This is a genomic window from Streptococcus mitis (genome assembly GCF_001579035.1).
Taxonomy (GTDB): Bacteria; Bacillota; Bacilli; order Lactobacillales; family Streptococcaceae; genus Streptococcus; species Streptococcus mitis_J.
The window spans coordinates 48,287-49,646 of the sequence record NZ_KQ970287.1 but is presented as its reverse complement, the minus strand read 5'-3'; the positions used below and the strand labels follow the sequence as shown (position 1 = coordinate 49,646).

The following is a 1,360-nucleotide window of genomic DNA, read 5'->3' as shown; positions in this document are numbered from 1 at the left end:
AAAACTACATAAAACAAATATCCATTTTTTTGATTTCATAAATAAACAACCTCTCTGTTGATTTTGTATAATTATAACGCTATTCAAGCTACTTGTCAAGCACTTTTTTTGAATTTTTATCTTAAAAATATTTTTTCATTCAATAAAAGGAGCTATCTGTTGACTTCAAGCTCCTTTTTATACAGGATGAACCTGTTTTATAGTTCGACAATCTTACCTGTTTCAAAGTAAACAACCCATTCACAGATATTCTTGGCATAGTCTCCAATGCGTTCCAAGAAGGCAATCACTTGGAAATAATCACGACCTGTAACGATGGCATCTGGATTTTTCTTGATTTCTTCTGTAGCCAAGTCACGAATGCTATCAAAGTAATGGTTGATTTTTTCATCCATGGCTGCTACTTCATAGGCCTGATCCACTGAACCATTCAGATAGAGTTCAAGGGCTGCTTCGACGAAATTCTTGACATCGCGACCCATTCTCTTAATTTCTTCTTCAACAGCTGGGATACGTTGCTCCCCCTTCATACGAATTGCCGCCTTGGCAATAGAAACGGCATGGTCACCCATACGTTCCAAGTCAGATACAGCCTTCAAGACTGTTAGAACTGTACGCAAATCTTGAGAAACGGGTTGTTGAAGGGCAATCATTTCAAATGATTTCTTCTCTAATTTCACTTCGTATTCGTTTACTTCTGCATCGTCTTCGATGACTTCCTTGGCCAAATCACGGTCATGCGTAACAAAGGCACGCACTGTCCGATTGATTTGGGATAGCACTTCTTGTCCCATAGCGTAGAACTGGTTGTGCAATTTCTCTAAATCTTCTTCAAATTGAGAACGTAACATCATTTATCTCCTTATCCAAATTTTCCTGAAATATAATCTTCTGTTTCCTTGTGTTGTGGGTTGAGGAACATCTTCTTGGTATCGTTAAACTCAATCAAATCTCCATCTAGGAAAAATCCTGTCTTGTCAGAGATACGAGAGGCTTGTTGCATGGAACGCGTAACCAAGAGCATGGTGTATTTATCTTTTAGACCATACAAGGTTTCCTCAATCTTACCAGCAGAGATAGGGTCCAAGGCTGAAGTCGGTTCATCCAAGAGAATGATTTTAGGACTGGTTGCCAAGACACGGGCAACACAAACACGTTGTTGTTGTCCACCTGAAAGCCCGATAGCTGAATCATGCAGGCGATCCTTGACCTCATCCCAGATAGAAGCTCGTTGTAGAGCTTTTTCTACCGCTTCATCCAGGATCTGCTTATCCTTAACTCCATTGATACGAAGCCCGTAAACAACATTTTCGTAGATAGACATAGGGAAAGGGTTTGGTTGTTGGAAAACCATACCGAT

Annotated in this window: 2 protein-coding genes; both read right to left on the bottom strand. The window is 39.9% G+C overall.

Features of this window, described 5'->3' with window-relative positions; all coding sequences use genetic code 11:
- Positions 1–197 precede the first annotated feature (197 nt).
- Positions 198–851, bottom strand: a complete 654-nt coding sequence (phoU, locus tag SMIDD26_RS04660) for a phosphate signaling complex protein PhoU (RefSeq protein ID WP_000946458.1) — start codon at positions 849–851, stop codon at positions 198–200.
- A gap of 11 nt (positions 852–862) precedes the next feature.
- Positions 863–1,360, bottom strand: a 498-nt coding sequence (locus SMIDD26_RS04655) for an ATP-binding cassette domain-containing protein (protein ID WP_061439218.1), incomplete at its 5' end; no start/stop codon positions are given.